Annotated in this window: 23 protein-coding genes; 9 read left to right on the plus strand and 14 right to left on the minus strand. The window is 60.6% G+C overall.

Annotated elements, in window-relative coordinates; all coding sequences use genetic code 11:
• The first annotated feature begins 198 nt into the window (after positions 1-198).
• The 3 genes from KGB28_RS13285 to KGB28_RS13295 all read left to right on the plus strand — a co-directional run bounded on the left by KGB28_RS13285 (position 199) and on the right by KGB28_RS13295 (position 3,698).
• Positions 199-1,812, plus strand: a complete 1,614-nt coding sequence (locus KGB28_RS13285; RefSeq protein WP_223445727.1) for an inorganic phosphate transporter — start codon at positions 199-201, stop codon at positions 1,810-1,812.
• Positions 1,813-2,112: 300 nt separating this feature from the next.
• On the plus strand, positions 2,113-2,979 hold the full coding sequence (locus KGB28_RS13290) for a hypothetical protein (protein ID WP_223445728.1): 867 nt from the start codon (positions 2,113-2,115) through the stop codon (positions 2,977-2,979).
• The gene (locus KGB28_RS13295; protein WP_056725897.1) at positions 2,976-3,698 is read left to right on the plus strand and encodes a TylF/MycF/NovP-related O-methyltransferase; all 723 of its coding nucleotides are present in this window, start codon (positions 2,976-2,978) and stop codon (positions 3,696-3,698) included. The genes KGB28_RS13290 and KGB28_RS13295 overlap by 4 nt, the downstream gene beginning before the upstream one ends.
• Before the next feature lie 168 nt (positions 3,699-3,866).
• Here KGB28_RS13295 and KGB28_RS13300 read toward each other — a convergent pair whose 3' ends face one another.
• The gene (locus tag KGB28_RS13300; protein WP_223445730.1) at positions 3,867-4,301 is read right to left on the minus strand and encodes a multidrug/biocide efflux PACE transporter; all 435 of its coding nucleotides are present in this window, start codon (positions 4,299-4,301) and stop codon (positions 3,867-3,869) included.
• Between the two features lie 90 nt (positions 4,302-4,391).
• On the opposite strand from KGB28_RS13300, the gene KGB28_RS13305 reads away from it, so the two are divergent.
• Entirely contained in the window at positions 4,392-5,246 is an 855-nt protein-coding gene (locus KGB28_RS13305) for a LysR family transcriptional regulator (RefSeq protein ID WP_223445732.1), read from the plus strand.
• Between the two features lie 111 nt (positions 5,247-5,357).
• Here the strand turns inward: KGB28_RS13305 and KGB28_RS13310 are convergent, their stop codons facing one another.
• The 3 genes from KGB28_RS13310 to KGB28_RS13320 form a co-directional block, all read right to left on the minus strand.
• Positions 5,358-6,593 (minus strand): RNA polymerase sigma factor, encoded by a 1,236-nt coding sequence (locus KGB28_RS13310; RefSeq protein WP_223445733.1) that lies wholly within the window; start codon positions 6,591-6,593, stop codon positions 5,358-5,360.
• 1 nt (position 6,594) lies between these two features.
• Positions 6,595-6,939, minus strand: coding sequence for a YciI family protein (locus KGB28_RS13315; protein ID WP_007985194.1), 345 nt, complete (start codon positions 6,937-6,939; stop codon positions 6,595-6,597).
• A gap of 66 nt (positions 6,940-7,005) precedes the next feature.
• Positions 7,006-7,431 carry a YybH family protein gene (locus tag KGB28_RS13320; protein ID WP_108228697.1) on the minus strand — a complete coding sequence of 142 codons (426 nt, stop codon included), beginning with the start codon at positions 7,429-7,431 and terminating at the stop codon, positions 7,006-7,008.
• A gap of 141 nt (positions 7,432-7,572) precedes the next feature.
• Here KGB28_RS13320 and KGB28_RS13325 point away from each other — a divergent pair, with 141 nt between their 5' ends.
• Positions 7,573-8,058 (plus strand): GNAT family N-acetyltransferase, encoded by a 486-nt coding sequence (locus KGB28_RS13325; RefSeq protein ID WP_223445735.1) that lies wholly within the window; start codon positions 7,573-7,575, stop codon positions 8,056-8,058.
• 136 nt (positions 8,059-8,194) lie between these two features.
• Here the strand turns inward: KGB28_RS13325 and KGB28_RS13330 are convergent, their stop codons facing one another.
• From KGB28_RS13330 to KGB28_RS13340, 3 genes are all read right to left on the minus strand, one after another.
• On the minus strand, positions 8,195-8,683 hold the full coding sequence (locus KGB28_RS13330) for a GNAT family N-acetyltransferase (protein WP_223445737.1): 489 nt from the start codon (positions 8,681-8,683) through the stop codon (positions 8,195-8,197).
• Between the two features lie 98 nt (positions 8,684-8,781).
• Positions 8,782-9,267: a GyrI-like domain-containing protein gene (locus tag KGB28_RS13335; protein WP_223445739.1), complete on the minus strand. Its 486-nt coding sequence runs from the start codon at positions 9,265-9,267 to the stop codon at positions 8,782-8,784.
• Between the two features lie 67 nt (positions 9,268-9,334).
• Positions 9,335-9,997, minus strand: a complete 663-nt coding sequence (locus tag KGB28_RS13340; protein WP_085717119.1) for a LysE family translocator — start codon at positions 9,995-9,997, stop codon at positions 9,335-9,337.
• 137 nt (positions 9,998-10,134) lie between these two features.
• Here KGB28_RS13340 and alaC point away from each other — a divergent pair, with 137 nt between their 5' ends.
• Complete coding sequence (alaC, locus tag KGB28_RS13345) at positions 10,135-11,352, plus strand: alanine transaminase (RefSeq protein WP_223445740.1); 1,218 nt, start codon at positions 10,135-10,137, stop codon at positions 11,350-11,352.
• 181 nt (positions 11,353-11,533) lie between these two features.
• Here the strand turns inward: alaC and KGB28_RS13350 are convergent, their stop codons facing one another.
• Positions 11,534-12,886, minus strand: coding sequence for a GntP family permease (locus tag KGB28_RS13350; protein WP_223445742.1), 1,353 nt, complete (start codon positions 12,884-12,886; stop codon positions 11,534-11,536).
• Positions 12,887-12,967: 81 nt separating this feature from the next.
• Positions 12,968-13,501: a gluconokinase gene (locus tag KGB28_RS13355; protein ID WP_223445744.1), complete on the minus strand. Its 534-nt coding sequence runs from the start codon at positions 13,499-13,501 to the stop codon at positions 12,968-12,970.
• Positions 13,502-13,716: 215 nt separating this feature from the next.
• Here KGB28_RS13355 and KGB28_RS13360 point away from each other — a divergent pair, with 215 nt between their 5' ends.
• Positions 13,717-14,748 carry a LacI family DNA-binding transcriptional regulator gene (locus tag KGB28_RS13360; RefSeq protein WP_223445746.1) on the plus strand — a complete coding sequence of 344 codons (1,032 nt, stop codon included), beginning with the start codon at positions 13,717-13,719 and terminating at the stop codon, positions 14,746-14,748.
• A gap of 161 nt (positions 14,749-14,909) precedes the next feature.
• Here the strand turns inward: KGB28_RS13360 and KGB28_RS13365 are convergent, their stop codons facing one another.
• Positions 14,910-15,158 (minus strand): DUF6124 family protein, encoded by a 249-nt coding sequence (locus tag KGB28_RS13365; protein WP_223445748.1) that lies wholly within the window; start codon positions 15,156-15,158, stop codon positions 14,910-14,912.
• A 399-nt stretch (positions 15,159-15,557) separates the two neighbouring features.
• Between KGB28_RS13365 and KGB28_RS13370 the strand changes: the two genes are divergently transcribed.
• Positions 15,558-16,193: a glutathione S-transferase family protein gene (locus KGB28_RS13370; RefSeq protein WP_223445749.1), complete on the plus strand. Its 636-nt coding sequence runs from the start codon at positions 15,558-15,560 to the stop codon at positions 16,191-16,193.
• 110 nt (positions 16,194-16,303) lie between these two features.
• On the opposite strand, the gene KGB28_RS13375 is transcribed toward KGB28_RS13370, so the two are convergent.
• Positions 16,304-17,176 (minus strand): LysR family transcriptional regulator, encoded by an 873-nt coding sequence (locus KGB28_RS13375; protein WP_223445751.1) that lies wholly within the window; start codon positions 17,174-17,176, stop codon positions 16,304-16,306.
• A 99-nt stretch (positions 17,177-17,275) separates the two neighbouring features.
• Here KGB28_RS13375 and gstA point away from each other — a divergent pair, with 99 nt between their 5' ends.
• Positions 17,276-17,878 carry a glutathione transferase GstA gene (gene gstA / locus KGB28_RS13380; RefSeq protein WP_223445753.1) on the plus strand — a complete coding sequence of 201 codons (603 nt, stop codon included), beginning with the start codon at positions 17,276-17,278 and terminating at the stop codon, positions 17,876-17,878.
• 129 nt (positions 17,879-18,007) lie between these two features.
• Here the strand turns inward: gstA and KGB28_RS13385 are convergent, their stop codons facing one another.
• From KGB28_RS13385 to KGB28_RS13395, 3 genes are all read right to left on the minus strand, one after another.
• Positions 18,008-19,021, minus strand: a complete 1,014-nt coding sequence (locus tag KGB28_RS13385) for an ABC transporter substrate-binding protein (RefSeq protein WP_223445755.1) — start codon at positions 19,019-19,021, stop codon at positions 18,008-18,010.
• Positions 19,018-19,566 (minus strand): sigma-70 family RNA polymerase sigma factor, encoded by a 549-nt coding sequence (locus KGB28_RS13390; protein WP_223445757.1) that lies wholly within the window; start codon positions 19,564-19,566, stop codon positions 19,018-19,020. Before KGB28_RS13390 ends, KGB28_RS13385 begins: the two co-directional genes overlap by 4 nt.
• Before the next feature lie 133 nt (positions 19,567-19,699).
• Positions 19,700-20,491 (minus strand): phosphate/phosphite/phosphonate ABC transporter substrate-binding protein, encoded by a 792-nt coding sequence (locus KGB28_RS13395; RefSeq protein ID WP_223445759.1) that lies wholly within the window; start codon positions 20,489-20,491, stop codon positions 19,700-19,702.
• Positions 20,492-20,617: the final 126 nt, after the last annotated feature.

Below are 20,617 nucleotides of genomic sequence, written 5' to 3' on the forward strand. Positions count from 1 at the left end.
GCGGTGTGTCATTCAACATTGATATTGACTGGCCTGACGCCTTCGCGAGCAAGCCCGCTCCCACAGGGTTCACCTTCAAAGACCGGTGATTTCAAATCAACGGCCCGCAAATCCCCCAAACACTGACCCAGAGCAGCCTCCCTGTAACAATTGGCAACGATTATCACTGATACACCTCCCTCCTCAGGAATGTCCGTGATGGCTACGCCCTCCTTCACCGCCGCCCCGGCGCCCGCCAGTAGCGCCATACCGCAACTCGACAAAAAACCCGGCCTGCTCACCATCGTGGTGTTTTTCGCCGTGCTGGCCATCGGCTTGTTGTTTACCGCCTACAGCCTGATGCACGACATGAACGAACTCGGCACGGTGGTGACCACCTGGACGCCGTTCCTGCTGTTGGGCGTGGCACTGTTGATTGCCCTGGGCTTTGAGTTCGTCAACGGCTTCCATGACACCGCCAACGCGGTGGCCACGGTGATTTACACCAACTCGCTGCCGCCGAACGTTGCGGTGGTCTGGTCCGGTTTCTTCAACTTCCTCGGGGTGCTGCTGTCCAGCGGCGCGGTGGCGTTCGGCATTATCGCCCTGCTGCCGGTGGAGCTGATCCTGCAAGTCGGTTCGTCCGCCGGTTTCGCGATGATCTTCGCCCTGCTGATCGCCGCGATCCTGTGGAACCTCGGCACCTGGTGGCTGGGGCTGCCGGCGTCGTCTTCGCACACCCTGATCGGTTCGATCATCGGGGTCGGCGTGGCCAACGCCCTGATGCACGGCCGCGACGGTACCAGCGGGGTGGACTGGGCCCAGGCCACCAAGATCGGTTACGCGCTGCTGCTCTCGCCACTGGTGGGCTTCGGCTTCGCGGCGCTGCTGTTGCTGGCCCTGCGCGCGTTCGTCAAGAATCGTGCGCTGTACAAGGAGCCAAAGGGCGAGACCCCGCCGCCGTGGTGGATTCGCGGCCTGTTGATCGTGACTTGCACCGGCGTGTCGTTTGCCCACGGCTCGAACGACGGCCAGAAAGGCATGGGCCTGATCATGCTGATTCTGGTGGGCACGCTGCCAATGGCTTACGCATTGAACCGCACCATGCCGGCCGATCAAGCGTTGCAGTTCGCCGCAGTCGCCGAAGTGACCCAGCAAGCACTGGTCAAGGCGGCACCGCAACCGGCCCCCGCCGACCCACGCGCGGTGCTGTCCGAATACGTGCGCAGCAAGGAAGCGACCCCGCAACTGGTGCCGGCGCTGGCCGCGCTGACCGGCAGCATCGGTGCTCAGGTGAAGGGTTATGGCTCGCTGTCGAAAGTCCCGGCCGAGGCCGTGGGCAACGTGCGTAACGACATGTACTTGAGCAGCGAAACCATTCGCCTGATGGACAAGAACAAGGTCGGCAATTTCGACGCCGACACCAGCGGCAAGCTGCAACTGTTCAAGCAGCAGATCGACAACTCCACGCGGTTCATTCCGTTGTGGGTGAAGATCGCCGTGGCCATCGCCCTTGGCCTGGGCACCATGGTCGGCTGGAAGCGCATCGTGGTGACCGTCGGCGAGAAAATCGGCAAGACCCACCTGACCTACGCCCAGGGCGCCTCGGCAGAAACCGTGGCGATGCTGACCATCGGTGCCGCCGACATGTTCGGCCTGCCGGTATCGACCACTCACGTGTTGTCCTCGGGCGTGGCCGGGACCATGGTCGCCAACGGCGGCGGCTTGCAGATGAAGACCATCCGCAACCTGCTGATGGCCTGGGTGCTGACGTTGCCGGCGGCGATCCTGCTGTCGGGCAGTCTGTACTGGTTGTTCACGCAATTGTTCTGAATGTGGGAGCGGGCTTGCTCGCGAAAGCGGTGTATCAGTCGACATCGATGCTGAATGTCAGACCGCCTTCGCGAGCAAGCCCGCTCCCACAGGAGTGCAAATCCCAGGGTCGCAGCCTGGGTTCGAAGCACATCATCCCGGCGGGTTTTCCCGTCGGGATTTTTTTCGTCCAGCGGCACGGCATTTGCTCGCATGCTCAAAGGCTTGCGCTTTATTGACGCACCACACGTCCGCCAGCCCTTCAGTTTGTCAGCCTGTTGCCGACTCTTATGAGAGCCAAAGTATTCCTGGGTGAGAACCGTGAACTTATTCATCAATCAGTTGCACAAGCACGCTGATTTCAGAAGTGCGATCTACGCTGGCGACATCTTCCTCAACACCGAACTGAAAGCGGCAAAGGAACTCTGCGCCTTTGCCCAGGAAAGCATCACGGCGGCCTTCGATGGCGAGACCAATCACCAGGCGCTGCACACGCTGATGCCGGTGGAAGAGTTCGTGGTGCTGGTGACCCGCCTCAAGGGCCAGTTCACCAACAGCCTGCGTGCCAAGGAGCTGATCCGCGGCTTCACCGACGAAATCGGTGCCGCTCCCGAGGCGTTCATTTTCGACGTACCGCGCATCCGCGTCGTGCCCAACTACGACTACCTGCACGCCGGCGTCAGCTACGCCTACAAACCCCATCGCGATACCTGGTACGGCGGTGTCGACTGCCAGATCAATACCTGGATGCCGGTCTACACGATCCAGCCTGAGCAGACCATGATGATCAACCCGGCCTACTTCGACGTCCCGGTGAAAAACACCTCGGCGCAGTGGAGCCTGTCCGACTGGATCGGCGTGCAACGCCAGCGTGCCAAGGACAACGTCAAGGAAGAGGCGCGCCAGCACCCGGTGCCCACCGAAGCGATCAACAGCGCCTCAGAACTGCGCATTGCCGGCAACACCGCCGAGATGCTGGTGTTCTCGGGTTCGCACCTGCACGGCACCGTGCCCAATTACACGCAACACACCCGCTTCAGCGTGGACTTTCGCCTGATGCACCTCGACGACCTCAAGCAGCTGCGCGGCGCGATCAACGTCGACAGCGCCTGCCCGGATGTCGGCGCCGGTTTCAAAGACTACTTCCACGTCCACGACTTTTCGAATTTCCGAGGAATCCCGCAATGACCAAGCGTCGCATCACGCCCGCCGAGGCCCAGTACAACGAAACCCGTACCAACGTCCTGAAACGGGTCGATGCCGAATACGTGGCCGACGCGCCGTTCGTCTTCGCCAACCGCATTGGCGTGACCGCCGCACTATCGCGCATGGAATTGTTCAAGAAGGTCGCTGAAGTGCCGGGCGCGATCATTGAGTGCGGCGTGTACAAGGGCAACTCGTTGATGCTCTACATGCACCTGTCGATGATTCTCGAGCCGTATGCGATCAACCGCTCGATCGTGGGTTTCGACACCTTCGAAGGCTTCCAGAGCATCGACAAGAAAGAAGACCCGGCTGACGTCAATGAGACCATGTTCGCCGACACCGACCAGTCGCTGATCCAGGACATGATCGACGCCAACGACCTGTTGCGCCCGGTCAACCGCATTCCGCGTTGCGAACTGGTCAAGGGCGATATCGTCAAGACCGTGCCGGAGTGGGTCAAGACCCGTCCGGACCTGGTCGTGGCCATGCTGATCCTCGACACCGACCTGTACGAGTCGACCAAAGTCGCGCTGGAAACCTTCCTGCCGTACATGCCCAAAGGCGCGATCGTGGTGCTCGACGAAGTCGCCTACCGCAACTTCCCGGGCGAAACCAAGGCCCTGCGTGAAGTGCTCGACCTGAACAAGATCGAACTCAAGCGCCTGCCGTTCGATTCGTGCGTGGGTTACTTCCACGTCTGATCCAAAGACCTGGAATCTGATGCAATACCTGTGGGAGCGAGCTTGCTCGCGATGGCGGTCTGTCATTCAGCAATGCTGTTGACTGACACGCCGCCATCGCGAGCAAGCTCGCTCCCACAAGGGCAGGTCTCAGACCTCTGACCCGCCCTCTCGCCACAAAAACACGACTCAGCAAACCTCGCGAGTCACCAGCATCCGCTCCCGAACCACGTCATACGCCCAGTGGTAGACGTAGGTGTACGGCAGGAAGAACAGCAACACACCGATGTCCAGCAGGAACGCCTGCCACAGGCTGACATTCAGCCACCAGGCGATCAACGGTACGCCCAGGGCGACCAAGCCGCCTTCGAACAACAGCGCATGCACCACGCGAACCCAGGCGTTGTGGGCGATGGCGAGACGCTTGAGCAGCCGATCGAACATACCGTTGAAGACCACGTTCCAGGCCAGGGCCAGGCCGGCGATGAGGACGGTGACCATGCCCATTTCCAGCATCGGTTTTTTCATGATCCAGGCCAGCAACGGGGTACAGATCAGGATGGCCAGCAGTTCGAAGCCGATGGCTTGAAAAATACGTTCAGTAATGGATTTGTTGGCGCTCATGGCCGAACTCCCTTGAGTGACTGTGGTTGCCATGATCCATCATCACGCCGATACTTCATAACCAATAACCATCGATCAAGGCGATAGTTCATGGCGTCTCACGAAGTGTTGCTGGCGTTTGTCGAAGCCGCGACCCAAGGTTCGTTTTCCGCCGCGGCACGCAAGTTGGGCCGCAGTCAGTCGACCATCAGCGCGGCGGTGGCCAGCCTGGAAATCGACCTGAACCTGACGCTGTTCGACCGCAGCAGCCGCAAGCCCGGGCTGACCCCGGCCGGGCACGTCATGCTGCAACGGGCCGAGGAGATCCTGGCCGCCACCAGTCGCCTGGAAATAGCCGCCAGCCAACTGTCCCAAGGGGTGGAAGCGAAGCTGACGGTGGCGCTGTCCGATACCTATCAGTCGGACCGCTTCGAAGCCGCCTTGAGTGCCTTCGAGCAGCGTTACCCGGACCTGGAACTCGAGTGCCTGATCGCCGAATGCGATGACTTGATGTCGCTGGTACAAAGCGGCCGGGCGCAGATTGCCTTCGCCGAAATGCAGGACAGCTACCCGCCGGACCTGGTCAGTTCGACGGTGGACGAGCGCACGGAAATCGCCTTGTTCGTGTCCCCGGCACATCCGTTGGCGAAACTGGACTATGTCGACCGGGACGTACTGCAGCAACACCGCGAACTTCGCCTGGCCACCATCATCAATCCCTATGAAAGTCGGGCGAAGGGCCGCGTCTGGTCGGCGCCGAGTTATCTGATGCTGCTGGAAATGGCTCAGGGTGGATTCGGCTGGGCGCCGTTGCCGCGCTGGCTGGTCGAGCGGTTCGGGCCCGGTACGTTGCAGGAACTGGTGGTGCGCGGCTGGCCGAAAACGGTGTCGGTGGATGCGTTGTGGTCGCGGCTGAATCCGCCGGGGCCGGCGGGGAGCTGGTTGCTGGGCAAGATGCTGGAATAGCGGCGCGGCCATTCGCGAGCAAGCCCGCTCCCACATTCAGACCTCATTCGCCTGAACACTTCGGTCACCTGTGGGAGCGGGCTTGCTCGCGAAGAGGCCAGTGAGGACACATCAATCCAACGCCTTGAGCCGCTCTTCGATAAACCGCCGCTCCGGCTCTTGCCGGGTCAACGCCAGCGCCCGTTCCCAAGCCGCCCGCGCCTCTTGTTTGCGGCCCAGTTGCCGACAGAACTCCGCCCGCGCCGAATGCGCCAGGTGGTAGTCGAGCAGTTCTCCCCGCTCCAGAATGGCGTCGACCAGCGTCAGCCCCGCCAGCGGACCATCGCGTTGCGAAATAGCCGCTGCACGATTCAACTCGATCACCGGTGACGGCACCGCCCGCAGCAGGACGTCATACAGACCGACAATCTGCAGCCAATCGGTTTCCCCCGCCGTCGGGGCTTCGGCGTGCACCGCCGCGATCGCCGCTTGCAGGCAATAGGGCCCGAATCGTCCCATGGTCAGCGCCCGCTCGACCAGCATGCAGCCTTCGCTGATCAACCCGGCGTCCCACAGCGAACGGTCCTGCTCGTCCAGCACGATCAACTCGCCGCTCGCCGAGGTCCTGGCCGGGCGGCGCGACTCGTGCAGCAGCATCAACGCCAGCAAGCCCATCACCTCCGGCTCCGGCAACAGTTCCACCAGCAACCGGCCGAGACGGATCGCTTCGCGGGTCAAATCCTCGCGGATCAGTTCGGCCCCGATGGACGCCGAGTAGCCCTCGTTGAAAACCAGGTAAATCACCCGCAATACGCTGTCCAGGCGCTCGGGCAACTCAGCGAGCGTCGGCACTTGATAAGGGATTTTCGCATCGCGGATCTTCGCCTTGGCGCGCACGATGCGCTGGGCGATGGTGGCCGGGGCCGAGAGAAAGGCCCGGGCGATTTCTTCCGTGGTCAGGTCGCACACCTCTCGCAGCGTCAGCGGCACTTGCGCGTCCGCCGCCAGGGCCGGGTGGCAGCAAGTGAAGATCAGCCGCAGGCGATCGTCTTCCACGTCTTCATCACTCCAGTCGGCCTGTTCCAGCGCCTCCAGTTGCGCGATCAGCAAGGGCTGCGACGCGGCAAAACGTGCGCGCCGGCGCAAGGCATCGATGGCCTTGAAGCGCCCGGTGGACACCAGCCAGGCCCGCGGATTGTCCGGTACGCCGTCACGCTGCCAGCGTTCGACCGCGATGAAAAACGCCTCGTGCAAGGCTTCTTCGGCGAGGTCGAAATCCCCCAGCAAGCGAATCAGGGTCGCAAGAATCCGCCGCGACTCTTCGCGATAGATCCGCTCGACCTGCGCTTGAACCGGCAGCCCCGGCATCTTAAGGATTCAACTGCCGAACGGGGCGCACTTCGACACTGCCGACCCGGGCCGCCGGAATGTTCCCGGCGACCTGGATGGCTTCGTTGAGGTCCCTGGCATCGATCAGATAAAAACCGGCCAACTGCTCCTTGGTTTCAGCGAACGGGCCATCGGTGATCGACATCTTGCCGTTGCGCATGCGCACGGTGGTGGCGGTCTGTACCGACTCCAGCGCCTCGGCGGCGACCATCCGGCCGCTGCCCTGGATCGACTCGGCATAGGCCATGCACTCTTCGTCCTTCGGGCTTTCCGGCAGCGAATGCAGCAGGCGCTCATCGCTGTAGACCAGGCATAAATACTTCATCACGCTCTCCTTATCGAACGATCAACTATGGCCGCTGATTGGCATTCTGGCTCGGCTTCCCGACGATCAGGGTTTGAGATCGAACAGCGTCGCGCCGCTGGTCATGTCGAACGGTGCCGACCAATGTTCGTGGACGATCTGCCACAGCCCGGCTTCTTGCCGATAGCAAGCGGTGACGCGCATCCAGCAGGACTGGGTTTCGCCCTTGTCGTTGGTGCCACCGCAATGGGCCAGCCAGTGAGCGAACGCAATTTCCTGGGACGGCTCGATGGTGATTTCGTGGAATTCGAAGATGTGAGGGCCGGGGCACATTTCCATGCAGGCCTGCCAATGTGCGCGATACGCCGGCTTACCTTTGAATTGCAGGGCCTTGACCGCGTCGAAGGAGACGATGTCATCGGCATAAAGGGCCATGACTTTTTCAATGTCCTTGGCCATGACCGCCTGACGATAGTTCTCGATGAGGTTATGGATCTGGGTTTGCGAGTTCATGGTGGTTCTCCGTGGTTTTTATAGTGAAGACACCCTTAGTCGTCCGGCGATCCGGCAAATCGACAGACGAAATAAAAATAAACCATAAAGCCAAACTCGCTAGAATCCGAGGTTCATTTCCGTTGGATAAAGGACACTCCAGTGACAGCCCGACTCGTGCCTTATGAAAGCCTGAATGCGCTGCAGCGCCAACAGGTCGAGGCCATCGAAGTGCATTCGCAACAGATCAGGTTCTCGGGTGACATCCACGGCGCATTGCACACGTTGTTGTCCAAGCCCGGCCCCGGCGTCAAGGGATTCGCCCTGCTGGCCGAGGATGTGCCCGTCGCGTTCCTGCTGCTCAAGCGCCCGCCGGTGTTGCCGGTCTGGGCCGATGAACACAGCGCCACCCTGCATGCGCTACAGGTCGATCAGCACGCCCAGGGCAAGGGCTACGGCAAGGCCTGCCTGCAAGCGCTGCCCGAGGTGGCGCGCCTGGCCTGGCCGGAAATCAGGGGGCTGGAGTTGTCGGTGGATGCCGACAACGAAGCCGCCATCGCCCTGTACGCCAGGTTTGGCTTTGTCGACAGCGGCGAGGCGTACAAGGGCCGGATCGGTTATGAGCGGCGGATGGGGTTGGTGTTCTGAACACGCCCCCACCAACACCACAAAACTACTGTGGGAGCGGGCTCGCTCGCGAAGGCGGAGTGTCAGTCAATGATGATGTCGACTGACACTCCGCCTTCGCGAGCAAGCCCGCTCCCACAGGGGATCTCCAACAGTCTTACAGCTCCAAAATCATCTCATGCCACGCCATGCCGCCATGGTCAGACGCCGAGGGTTTGATATAGGCAAAGCCAAAACCGGCATACAACGGAATATGCCGCTCCTTGCACATCAGGTTGATGCTGACCTTGCCCATCGCACGCATGCGCTCGATGAACTCGCCCATCAGGCGCTTGGCCAGGCCTTGCCCTTGATAATCCGGGTGTACCACCACCGACATGATCACCACGTGCGGCCCGGCCGGGTCGTGGCCGATCAGTTCCTTGAACGCCTCGTCCGACATTTCCACCTGGAACGCCGCACCGGAATTGATGAAACCGGCAACAACCCCGTCCACTTGCGCGACGATAAACCCCTCGGGCCAGGTGGCGATGCGGGTGGCGATCTTCTCGCGGGTCGCGGCTTCGTCACCTTCATAGGCAAGGGTTTCGATGGCAAAGCAGCGGTCCAGATCGGCGGGGGTGACGTTGCGGATGACGGTGTTCATGGCAGCTCGGAATCAGCGTGGGAAAGGCTGGGGATGATAAATCAGCCGCCGTGGGACATCGAGAGACGAATCGGCTGATCCGCCTCTCGATACACGTGTCACGCCTTGATCGGCAGCCAGATTTCCAGTTTGCCGGTGTTGAGCTTGGGGTTGAAGTCTTCGCTGTAGCGTTCGAACTCCGGGGCGTCCAGCGCCTGGTGTCCGGACTGTGGCAGCCAGGTGTCGAAGATGTAGCGAAAGGTCTGCGACAAGGTATCCAGCGCCCCCTTGTGCTCGAACACCGCGTAATACTGGGGTTGCACTTCAACCCAGCGGTAGGTTTCCGGCAAGTCGTCGAGTTTGCTGATCTCGACCCCTGCGATGTAATCGAAGCCGCCCTTGCCGTCGAAATTGCAGCAGACACCGTAGGTGACTTCACCTTTTTGGCCCGGAATGTTCCCAATGTGGGGCTCGAGTTTTTCCCAGAGTTTGGGAATGCCCTGGGTGGTTTGCTGGGTAAATTGTCCGCCCAGCCCTGCAATCAGCAGGAAGTGCCCGTGTTCGAAGCGCGGTTGCGTCAGTTCGACGCGTGCTAACTCATCCATGACTCGACTCCTGACGCATAAAAATGGGTTCGGCTGGGAGTATAGAAGCCAAACCCGATTCGCCCAATTACAGTGCGTGCAATTGCTCGACGGCAGCGGCACCAACGAACTCGTTGTAACCCGATAGGATCACGTAGACCGCGAAATAACAGAAGATCGCCGCCGATGCCATATAGGAATAACGCAGCAATTTGTCGCCCAGCAACTTGCCGCCATGGCTCGCGGCGAAGCACAAGCCTGCCGACCAAAGCAGCCCGGCACAGAGGAAACCGCCGAGAAACAGTGCCGAACTGAGCGGGCCACCGCCACCGGAACGGGCGATCAGGGTGCCGCCCACTGCCGCGAACCACAGAATGGCGCTGGGCGAAGACATGGCGAGAAAGATCCCGCGCAAGAATTCCTTGCGGTGGGAGTTGTTCCCGACCTCCGCCGTTTCGGCCAGCAGCGCCTCGTGGTGAATCGCCGAATAGATCATCTTCGCCGCGAAGTACACCAGCAGCGCCGAGCCACCGATCCACAACACCCAGCGCACGCTTTCGTACTGCAGCAACACGGTCATGCCGGCCAGCGCCAGTACCGCGTAGATCAGGTCGCCGACACAGGTCCCCAGCCCCAGGGCAAAGCCCTGGAAATAGCCGCGTTGCATGGCCAGCGTGATCATCGCGATATTGGCCACGCCGATATCCAGGCACAGCGAGAGGCTCAGCAAGAAGCCGCTGGTAAATTCCATCGAACCCTATCCTTCGGACAAATTTGTTTACATTGAGGCTGGACAGTCTGCCACAGCTGCCCTTACATTCCGCCACAGGTCACCGCTGACCTGCGTCGCTCGGACGGTTCCGGGCGCTTACGTTATCCGAGGCAACAATGGCCGAACAAGGTTCGCCGCGCCGCTTTGCGCGCATAGATCGACTCCCCCCTTACGTTTTCAACATCACCGCCGAGCTGAAGATGGCCGCCCGTCGTCGTGGCGAAGACATCATCGACTTGAGCATGGGCAACCCCGACGGCGCCACGCCGCCGCACATTGTCGAAAAACTTGTGCAGGTCGCTCAGCGTGAAGATACCCACGGTTACTCCACCTCCAAGGGCATTCCGCGCCTGCGCCGGGCGATTTCCAACTGGTACAAGGATCGTTACGCGGTCGACATCGACCCGGAAAGCGAAGCCATCGTCACCATCGGCTCCAAGGAAGGCCTGGCGCACTTGATGCTGGCGACCCTGGATCAGGGCGACACCGTGCTGGTGCCGAACCCGAGCTACCCGATTCACATCTACGGCGCGGTGATTGCCGGCGCCCAGGTGCGCTCGGTGCCACTGGTGCCGGGCGTGGATTTCTTCGCTGAGCTGGAGCGGGCCATTCGCGGCTCGATCCCCAAGCCGAAGATGATGATCCTCGGTTTCCCGTCCAACCCCACCGCCCAGTGTGTGGAGCTGGACTTCTTCGAACGGGTGATCGCCCTCGCCAAGCAGTACGATGTGCTAGTGGTGCACGACCTGGCCTATGCCGACATCGTCTACGACGGCTGGAAAGCCCCGTCGATCATGCAGGTGCCGGGGGCCAAGGACATTGCGGTGGAGTTTTTCACCCTGTCCAAGAGCTACAACATGGCCGGCTGGCGCATTGGCTTCATGGTCGGCAACCCGGAACTGGTCAACGCCCTGGCGCGGATCAAGAGCTACCACGACTACGGCACCTTCACCCCGCTGCAGGTAGCGGCCATCGCTGCGCTTGAAGGCGACCAGCAATGCGTGCGCGACATCGCCGAGCAGTATCGGCAGCGGCGTAATGTGCTGGTCAAAGGCCTGCATGAACTGGGCTGGATGGTGGAAAACCCGAAAGCCTCGATGTACGTCTGGGCCAAGATTCCCGAGGCCTATGCGCACCTGGGCTCGCTGGAGTTCGCCAAGAAACTGCTGGCCGAAGCCAAGGTGTGTGTCTCGCCGGGCGTCGGGTTTGGCGAATACGGCGATGATCACGTGCGCTTTGCCCTGATCGAAAACCAGGACCGGATTCGTCAGGCCGTGCGCGGGATTCGCGGGATGTTCCGGGCGGATGGGTTGGCACCAAAAACCAACGCCTGACACATATCCCCTGTGGGAGCGGGCTTGCTCGCGAAAGCGGTGTATCAGTCAATAGAGATGTTGAATGTACCGGCCTCTTCGCGAGCAAGCCCGCTCCCACATTTGTTCTATGTTCAGCCTTGAAATCGATCACCCACAAAAAAACCGCATCGCTGCGGTTTTTTTGTGTCTGCCGAATCGCTTAGACGAACAGCGACAACAACAGGATAAAGCCCAGGCCAACCACGGAGAGGATGGTTTCCATCGCGGTCCAGGTCTTGAAGGTTTCGGCCACGGTCATGTTGAAGTACTGCTTGACCAGCCAGAAACCGGCGTCGTTAACGTGGGACAGGATCAGGGAACCTGCACCGGTGGCCAGCACCAGCAGCTCACGGTTTACGCCCGGAATCATCCCCACCACCGGCACCACAATGCCCGCGCCAGTAATGGTCGCCACGGTCGCTGAACCGGTCGCGATACGGATCACCGCCGCCACCAGCCAGGCCAGCAAAATCGGCGAGATCTGTGCAGCCACCGCCATGTTGCCGATCACGTTACCCACACCGCTGGTCACCAGCATCTGCTTGAAGCCGCCACCGGCACCGATGATCAGGATGATCGCAGCGGTCGGCGCAAGGCTCGCGTCCAGCCACTTGAGCATCTGTTGCGAACCGATGCCCTGCTTGTAGCCGAAGGTGTACAGCGACAGCAGCAACGCCAGCAGCAGCGCCGAGATCGGGTGACCGATCAAGTCCATGAAGGTGCGGAAGAAGTTGCCGTCCGGCAGCACCACATCGGCAAAGGTCTTGAGCAACATCAGGAACACGGGCGACAGCACAGTGATCAGGGTAATGCCGAAGCTAGGCAGATCGCCTGCATCCTCATCGCGCACCAGTTGATCCACCAGTTCCTGATTCGGATGACCAGGAATGTGCTTGGCAATGAACGTACCGAAGATCGGGCCGGCAATAATGGCCGTCGGCAGCGCAACGATCAGGCCGTACAGAATGGTTTTACCGATGTCGGCACCGAACACGCCGATGGCCAGCAGCGGACCCGGGTGCGGCGGCACCAGGCCGTGCACGGCGGACAGACCGGCCAGCAACGGGATACCGATCTTGATGATCGACACGCCGGTGCGCCGGGCAACGATGAACACCAGCGGGATCAGCAGCACGAAGCCGATCTCGAAGAACAGCGGAATGCCGACCAGGAACGCAGCGAACATCATCGCCCACTGCACCTTGTCCTTGCCGAAGGCGCGGATCAACGTCTGCGCAATCTGATCCGCACCACCTGATTCGGCCATCATTTTGCCGAGCATGGTGCCCAGCGCGAGGATGATGCCGACAAAGCCAAGCACACCACCGAAGCCGTCCTGGAACGCCTTGATGATGGTGCCGATCGGCATGCCGGAGGTCAGCCCGAGGAAAGCGGCGGCAATGATCAGGGCGATGAAGGGGTGAAATTTGAACTTGGTGATCAGGACGATAAGTCCGATCACCGTGACCACTGCATCGAGCAGCAGGAACGTCTCGTGGGACATGCCAAACATTAGGGGTGTCTCCTGGTTGTTGTTGTTATTAAAGCGGGTTGATCAGAAGTCGTGAGGACAGCGCTGTCTTTGCAAACACAGTCATACCGCCTGCTTCAGGCCGTGCGCCTGCCACCAGGCATGAGCCTGCGCCGCCAGTTGCTCGACGCTATGGGTCGAAGCATCCAGCGCCAGGGTCAACGGCTCGCCGACGGGCGATTCGAGGGTGGCGAACTGGCTGTCGATCAGGGTCGACGGCATGAAGTGGCCTGGCCGATGGGACACACGGTCGGCGGCCACTTCGGGGGTCAACTCAAGGAACACGAAGCCCAGGCCCGGCAAGGCACTGCGCAGACGTTCGCGATAGACGTGCTTGAGCGCCGAACAGGTCAGCACCGGGCGCTGGCCCTTGGCGTCGACACGGCGCAGTTCATCGCACAGGCTGTCGAGCCAGCCGGCACGGTCTTCATCGTTCAGGGGAATACCCGCGCTCATCTTTTCGATGTTGGCGGCAGGGTGAAAAGAGTCGCCTTCAATGGCCGTGGCGCCGCTCATATGGCACAGGGCCTCGCTGACGCACGTCTTGCCGCAACCGGCAACGCCCATGATGACCAGGGCGGTGATGGGATGATTCATGTAACACCTCAGCGCGCAGACAGCGCTACCTTTGCCAGTTATGACACTAGATCAAAAGCAGATGTTGCCGACGCCTTTCTTGTCATTTTGTGGGTTGCAGCAGGTTAGGTCCCGACGCCAAAAAGAGAGGATCAGGCGAACCCTCGCTCACGCATTTGCAGCTGCATCGAGACAGCGCTACCTTAGTGCCTTGAATTTTGTTTGGCAAGCCGTCGATGAATCCAACTAAAAACGATAAAAATACCCGCACCACTGGCCGCCCTACCCTGAACGAAGTGGCCCGACTGGCCGGCGTCAGCCCGATCACCGCCTCCCGCGCCTTGCGCGGGGTCAGCACCGTGGCCACTGAACTGGTGGAAAAGGTGCAGAAAGCGGCGCTGGAACTCAACTATGTGGTCAACCCTGCCGCCCGCGCCCTGGCCTCGGCCCAGAGCCAATCGGTGGTGGTATTGGTGCCGTCGTTGTCGAACCTTTTGTTCATCGACACCCTGGAAGCCATTCATCAGGTTTTGCGCCCCAAGGGCTTCGAAGTGCTGATCGGCAACTTCCATTATTCGCGTGATGAAGAAGAAAACCTGCTGCGCAACTACATGGCCTATCAACCACGCGGCTTGTTGCTGACCGGTTTCGACCGCACCGAAAGTTCGCGACGGATGATCGAGGCCAGCAATATTCCTTGCGTGTACATGATGGAATTGGACAGCGCAGCCGGGCTCAATTGCGTTGGCTTTTCGCAACTGGCCGCGGGCGAAACGGCTGCCGAACACTTGCTGTCTCGCGGCCGCAAGCGCCTGGCCTACATCGGCGCGCAACTGGACCAGCGCACCTTGCTGCGCGGCGAAGGTTTCCGCAAAGCCCTGCAAAAGGCCGGTCTGTATGACCCGGACCTGGAAGTGCTGACGCCGCGCTCATCCTCCGTCGGCCTCGGCGGTGAACTGTTCCTGCAACTTCTGGCCAGTCATCCGGATGTCGACGCGATCTTCTTCGGTAACGACGACCTGGCCCAGGGCGCCTTGCTCGAAGCCATGCGCAATGGGATCAAGATCCCCGAGCAAGTGGCGATCCTCGGCTTCAACGACTTGCCCATGTCCGAACACATGGTCCCGCGCCTGAGCAGCATCAACACCCCGCGAGAGGCCATTGGCCGCCGCGCGGCGGAGCAGATGCTGACGCTGATGGCCGGCAACACCGTGGCCAAGCCGGTGCAGGACATGGGGTTTGAGTTGAAGGTGCGGGAGAGTACATAAGCGCGACACATATCCATTGTGGCGAGGGACCTTGCTCCCGTTGGGTTGCGAAGCAGCCCCCAAAACCTGCGCTCCCCGCTGGATCTGGTACACCGAATGTCATGCTTTACGACGGCTACGCCGCCGAACGGGAGCAAGCCCCCTCGCCACAGGTTCCGCGATTAATCCTGCGGATCGAGGTTATCCAGTACCCGGTTCACCGCCAGTTCAGCCAGCATGATGATCTGTGCAATCGCCAATGCCGTATTGCGCTGGCTACCTTCCAGAAAAGCAGCAAAGTCATTGGTCATGACGCTCGCCGAGGCCAACGACTCGCAGGCGTGCGCCAACAGAGTTTCGTTATTGATACCGGGTGAGATGGCGAACATTGGGCTGGGATTGCGTGGGGGGTTCGGCGTGGGTTTGAACATGGTGATGCTCCTAGAGTAATGGAGCTGCCACGATTCGCTGCTAGACGAAAATAAGGTGGCAGCCGTGCGCGGGCTAGCAGACCAGGACTCTAGAACCCGGTAGACCCGAAGATCTTCCCACGCACAGCCGCCATAACATGAACTGACAGGCATAAAAAACACCTGTTCACGATTGGTGGACGCTATGCGCCTAAAGTATCCAGGCTGCTAGACCCGATCGCTGAATTTGCAGCGACGCGGAACGATAGAGTCCGGATACCAGGCGCACAAGCCGGCGGATTCTGGCGTAGTTGTAGGCAATGACGCAATAAATCGTAGGCAGCGGAAACCTGTCGAAACGCCTTTCCTACAGACCACTCCTACAATTACACCTACGCCTTTCGCGATGGAGCAGCTCAAATGGAACACACACTGAAGATTCTCGGCAAAGCCTCGTCCATCAACGTCCGAAAAGTCCTGTGGACCTGCGAAGAACTGGGTATTGCCTACGAACGCGAGGACTGGGGCAGTGGCTTTGCGTCCACCCACAGCCCCGAGTTCCTGCGCTTCAATCCCAACGCGCAGGTGCCGGTGCTCATCGATGAAGCCGGCGTGTTGTGGGAATCCAATACGATCTGCCGCTATCTGGCCGGCAAACACCAACACCACCACGAGCTGCTGCCTGGCGAACCGGCGGCACGCGCCCGGGTGGAACAGTGGATGGACTGGCAAGCCACCGAGCTCAATCCGTCGTGGAGTTATGCGTTCATGGCGCTGGTGCGCAAGGACCCGGAGTTCCAGGACGCGCATCGCCTCGAAGTCGGCATCCGCGGCTGGAACCAGAAGATGGGCATCCTCGAACATCAACTCGCAACCACCAAGGCGTATGTCGCCGGACCACAGTTTACTTTGGCCGACGTTGTCATCGGTTTGTCGGTCAATCGCTGGCTGATGACGCCGATCGACCGTCCTGACTACCCCGCCGTCGATGAATATTTCAAACGCCTGGCGCAACACCCCGGTTTCCTGAAGCATTGCTGCAATGGCTTGCCTTGAATGGCCGCAGGTTGCCGCCTGGATCGCCACACAGCAAGGCAACCTTGGGCTTGCAAGGCCACTAGTCGGCCAGCATTGAGGACAAAATCGGTTCAGCGGCTTGTCGGGGGTTACCGTCCGTCGAGCATGTCCAGCAGCGCCTGCACCGCCGCCGACGGTGGTTTGTTCGCGGCGACCACCAAGGCAAACTCGCGCTCGATCCGCGGCAACACCGGTACCACGCGCAAACCTTGCCGATTGCCCGGCAGCGTCATCTCCGGCACCAGGCTCACGCCGATGTTTTCCCGCACCAGGGTGAACGCACTGCTCCACTCACGGACCTCGACGCGCACATCCTGCAGTTGCAGCCCCGCATCGGCAGCCAGGCTTCGCGCGTTGGTCGAACAACCGCCCGTGGCCAGTACAAAAGGTTGCGCCACCAACTCTTCGAGGCAGACGCCTTCTTCATGGGAACGCCGCGCCAGCGGATGGCCCCCGGGCAATACCGCCATCCAGGCATCGCGTCCCAAAGGACTGGCCTTGCGCTCGGCAGACGGATTGAGCACCACGCCGACATCCACCAACCCCGCGCCGAGCAGGGTTTCCACTTCGTCATCGCTGACCTCCAGTGCGACCACCTCAATGCCGGGGTAAAGCCGGTTGAACTGACGCAGCAACGGCGGCAGAAAGGTCGCCAGTACCATGGGAAAACTGGCCAGGCGGATCGTCCCGCGTTCAACACCTTTTGCGGCCTCGACAGTGCTGCGAATGGCTTGCAGCGCACCGAGCATGGTCCGTGCCTGCTCGATGACCGGCAGGCCGATGGCTGTCGGCAACGTCTGGCGGTTTTCCCGGGTGAACAATTGAACACCCAGGGTTTCCTCGATCAAGGCCAGGGCCTGGCTGGCGCCTGACTGGGTCATGCCGACCCGTTCGGCGGCCCGGGTGATGTTGCCGGTATCCGCCACGGCCACCACCATTCGCCAGTGCATCAGGTTCATCATGGCAGTAGCTTTCCTTATGGCAGTTTTCTGAAAGATTAATTTTACCGTTGGCGCCGCGCACTATGACACTGGCGTAAATCCACAACCAGAGCCCGCCCCATGAAGCTGTATTACGCCCCCCAAGCCTGCTCGCTGGCGCCGCATATCGTGCTGCGTGAACTGGAACTGCCTTTCCATTTGATCCGCGTCGACAACATCAGCAAAACCACGGCAGACGGCGACGACTTTCTCGCCATCAACCCCAAGGGGTACGTCGCAGCCTTGCAACTGGATAACGGCGAAGTGCTGACCGAAGGGCCGGCAATTCTGCAATTCCTGGCTGATCTGCGGCCGCAAGCGAAACTGGCCGCAGTGCAGGGGACATTCGAGCGGGTACGGTTGCAGGAATGCCTGAACTTCATCTCGACGGAGATTCACGGCGGGCTCGGTTTGCTGTTCAACGCTCGATTTCCCGAAGAGGTGAAAGCGCTGATCAAGGAGAAACTGTTCAAGCGTTTGGCCGTATTGAACCAGACGTTGGAGCGGCAGGATTACTTGATGGCGGGCGGGTTTGGCATTGCTGATGTGTATTTGTTTACGGTGTTGCGTTGGGCTCGGTTGTTCGACATTCAATTGAATGAGTGGCCGGCGTTGGCAAGGTTTCAAGCCAGGGTGGATCAGCGGCCGGCGGTGAAAGTGGCGTTGGCCGCCGAGTTGGCGTAAGACTTGAGATTATTCGCGAGCAAGCCCGCTCCCACAGGGGATCTTTGTTGACCACGGGATTTGTGGACACAACCGACCCAATGTGGGAGCGAGCTTGCTCGCGATGGCTACCTTCCAGGCACTACAAAACTACAAGCTCGCACTCACCTTGGTAGCCACCTCCCCCGGCACCCAGCCCTTCCACACCTGTGGCTGCTCACGCAAAAACGCTTCGGCGACTTCACGGGGTTTCTGCCGCTTTTCACTCATCTGGCCCAAGGTCTGGTTCAACAGATCGATCGGCAAATCGACCTTTTCAAAGAACGTCACCAGGTCCGGGTATTGCGCCTTGAACGGTGCCGATACGCCGATGGCCAGGCTCGCCGGCATCGAGCGCGTGCCTTTGGGGTTCGGGTTGTTGGCGTCGGCCAGGGTTTTCCAGGCTTCGGCGTCGAACGGCGGCTCGTCGAGTTTCACCAGTTTGAAACGCCCCAGCAGCGGTGTCGGCGACCAGTAGTAGAACAGCACCGGTTTGCCACGGCGGATCGACGACGCCACCTCGGCATCCAGTGCGGCACCGGACCCTGTGCGGAAGTTGACGTAGCTGGCGGTCAGGTCATAGGCCTTGAGTTTTTGGCTGTTGACGATTTCCGAGGTCCAGCCGGTCGGGCTGTTGAGGAAGCGCCCGCGGCTCGGGTCCTCGGGGTCGCGGAATACGTCCTTGTATTTCGCCAGGTCAGCAACGGATTTCAACTCCGGGGCCAAGGGCTTGATGCCGCGCTCGGGATCGCCCTTGATCACGTACTCCGGCACCCACCAGCCTTCAGTGGCGCCCTTGACCGTATCGCCGAGGCCGAACACCTTGCCCTCCGCCGCCGCCTTGACCCAGGCGGGGCTGCGCCCTGCCCACTCTTCACCGATGACCTGAATATCGTTTTTCGCCAGCGCCGCTTCAAGGCTGACGGTGCTGCCCGGCAGCGTGTCGGTCGGGTAGCCGTAACCTTTTTCAACGATCAGGCGCAGGATTTCGGTGATGAGGCTGCCGCTTTCCCAAGTGATGTCACCAAAGTGAATAGGCGCCGCTTTTTCCGCGGCCGATGCCGGGTGGGACACCAGGCTCAGGGCCAGCAGCGAACTGCCGAGCAGGGTTTTGATCGATCTCATGCGGACCTCTTGTTCTGGAGTGGGCTGTTCAGGAATTGATTGGCACTGTGCCGGTCGCACAGGGCCTGGGATCGGGTCATGTAGTCGCTGACTGAACGCAGCGAGATGCCCAGCACCGCGGCGATTTGCGGATAGGTCAGGCCGTCGATCCGCGACAGCAGGAAGGTCGAGCGGACTTTGCCCGGCAACCGCTGAAGACTGCGATCCACACGGGTCAGGGTCTGGGACACCTGAGCCAGTTCCTCCGGCGATTCGGCGTGGATTGGCTCGGCCTGTTGCAGTTGCTGAAGGTACTGGCGCTCCAGGTCATCCCGACGCCAACGCTGATAGAGCAGGCGCTGGGCAATGGTGGTGAGCAAGGCACGGGGTTCACGGATTGCCGTCAGGCCAGGGGCCTGCAGCAGTTGCACGAAGGTTTCACCGGCAATGTCTTCGACAGCGGCGGCATCGTTCAGGGACTGACGCAGGCGTGTGCAGAGCCAGTGGTAGTGAGCGCGGAACAGGCCGTCCACGTGTTTGCGATGAAGAATATCGGCGCCGGACATAGGGGCTCCTGGGTTAGGGGTCGCTGAATGTCCGGTGGTCCGGTGAGGCGAATCCTAGCAAGGAGGCTTATTCATTAATAATATTTAAAACTTATTTTTATATTCTATTTTGAAATTAAAACTCTATTGCGTCCTATCGCAAATCCCCATACCCCAACGTCTCGGCTTCACGCTGATAGTCGAGCACAACCTGATAGTCGCTTTCGTTGGCGGGCAGTACCTCTGGCAAACCGAGGGTTTCGGCAACCTCCGGCAATTCGCGCAACGCCAGGTTCATCACCCTTAGCAGCTCTTCAGCCTGCTCATCGTTGACTGTAGCGGCGGTAATGAACGGTAAGGCAGGACTGAGCGCACTGCGGGCAATCACGTGCAAACCGGCCACTTCCTCTGCGGCATGGCGCGCCAGATAGGCAAAGGTCACGCTGTCGATGGCCGCCAGATCGGCAAGGTCTTCGCGCAACCAACGCAGGCTTTCACGATGACTGCCGCTGACGCCGACCTGAGCAAAAAACCGCCCGTCACGTTGCAACGGCGCCAACCGGTGGCGCAGCAGGTTCATGCCACTGTTGGAGTCCAGGCCATTGATCACACCTCGGCTGCCGCGAAAATCCGCCAAGGTTCGCCGTGCATCATCAAGGCGTCCCAGAATCAGGCTGCAATGATTGCCGCCGCTGCTGTCCGGCAGCTCATAACGAGGCCGCCCCAGCACCCGGACCTTGCCGCGCAATGCCGTCATCAGCGGATAGCCGCAGGTTTGTGTCAGCAGCAAGTGCGGCGACAACCACATCTGCATCAGCGACAGGCCTTCGGTATCACGACGGGCGTCGCCCAGGTGCTCGAGGATTCGCGCCAGCCAGCGTTCGCTGGCCTGGTGGATGGGTTCGGGGGCGGTGTACATCAGCAGTTCGGCGATGTGTTGGGTCATCGAAAAAGTCCCATGCGGCAAATTTCCAATGTGGGAGCGGGCTTGCTCGCGAAGGCGGCGTGTCATTCAACATGGATGTTGGCTGGGACGACGCCTTCGCGAGCAAGCCCGCTCCCACAGGGTTTT

It is taken from the genome of Pseudomonas sp. BF-R-19, from assembly GCF_019956445.1.
Classification (GTDB): Bacteria; Pseudomonadota; Gammaproteobacteria; order Pseudomonadales; family Pseudomonadaceae; genus Aquipseudomonas; species Aquipseudomonas fluorescens_BH.